The organism is Leisingera sp. F5, from assembly GCF_001593695.1.
Map to the genome: position 1 here is coordinate 1 of NZ_LUKH01001162.1, position 1,221 is coordinate 1,221.

The window sequence follows — 1,221 nt, forward strand, 5'->3', positions numbered from 1 at the left end:
GGGCAACCGGACTCAGCGCGCCTGTACGACCGACTTGAATGTCGATGGCCTCCAGCCGGGTCCAGGCGAGCTCTGCCGGAAACTTATGCGCGACCGCCCAGCGGGGCGTGGTCGAGCGGAACCCGAGCCGCCCCTGCAGCGCCAGATCGTTAACTTTGTAAACCACGCCATCGATATCGTAGCCCAGTGTCGCGCGCTGTTCTTCGATGCTGCGGTAATGCGTGATCATCTCATCAACCGACACGCAAAGCCGGGTCAGCGGGTTGGTCTGAAAGCCCAAGGATTGCAGCCGTGCGATGGCTTGCATCTGCGTTTCTGCGAGGGGTGCACTCAATTCGCCCCAGCTGTAGGCAAAGAATCGCAAAGGGCGGGCACGGGTGATTTCCGCATCCAGCTGCCGCAGAGAACCGGCCGCGGCGTTGCGCGGATTGGCAAAGATTTTGCCGCCGCGCTCGGCGTGCCGGCTGTTCAGCGCCTCGAAGTCCGCGTGACTCATGTAAACTTCGCCGCGCACTTCCAGCACATCCGGCGCGCCGTCCAGTTGCTGCGGGATGTCGCCGATGGTCAATGCGTTGGCAGTCACGTTCTCCCCGACACTGCCATCGCCACGGGTTGCGGCCTGCACCAGCTTGCCCTGCTCATAGCGCAGCGACAGCGACAGCCCGTCGATTTTGGGTTCTGCGGTAAAGGAAAGCCCGGCATCACGCTCCAGGCCGAGGTAATTGCGGATGCTGCGGTCGAAATCGCTGACGTCTTCGTCGGCAAAGGCGTTACCGAGTGACAGCATGCGCACGGAATGGGAAATCTTACCGAACCCAGAGGCAACCGGAGCCCCCACCGTATTAAGCTGAGTGGCATCTGCCGCTAGATCCGGATATGCCTCTGCCAGCGCACGGTACCGCAGTTTCAGCGAATCATATTCCGCATCGCTGATTTCTGGCGCGTCGGCCTGATGATAGGCCAAATCCGCCGCACGAAGCTGTTCTTCCAGTCCGAAAAACTCGGCCTGCGCTTCTTCAGCCGACAGGTTGGCCACGTCTTTTTCTGTTTTCTCTGCCACACGCGGTCCCTCTTCGTTCTCCCTTTTGGTGATAAGCTGCCGCGCTGGCCGCGTCCAGCGCATCTGACAACCCGCACGCTGCAGGCGTCAAAAAGCAAAAAGACCCGCCAACCGGCAGGTCCTTGCAACCGCCGGCACATCATCATGTGCCGGCCGGGGGA

Annotated in this window: 1 protein-coding gene; it reads right to left on the reverse strand. The window is 61.3% G+C overall.

Annotated features, from left to right (window positions below; all coding sequences use genetic code 11):
• The coding region (gene ligA, locus A2I95_RS39765; protein ID WP_291737854.1) for an NAD-dependent DNA ligase LigA at positions 1-1,060 on the reverse strand (1,060 nt) is incomplete at its 3' end.
• Positions 1,061-1,221 lie beyond the last annotated feature (161 nt).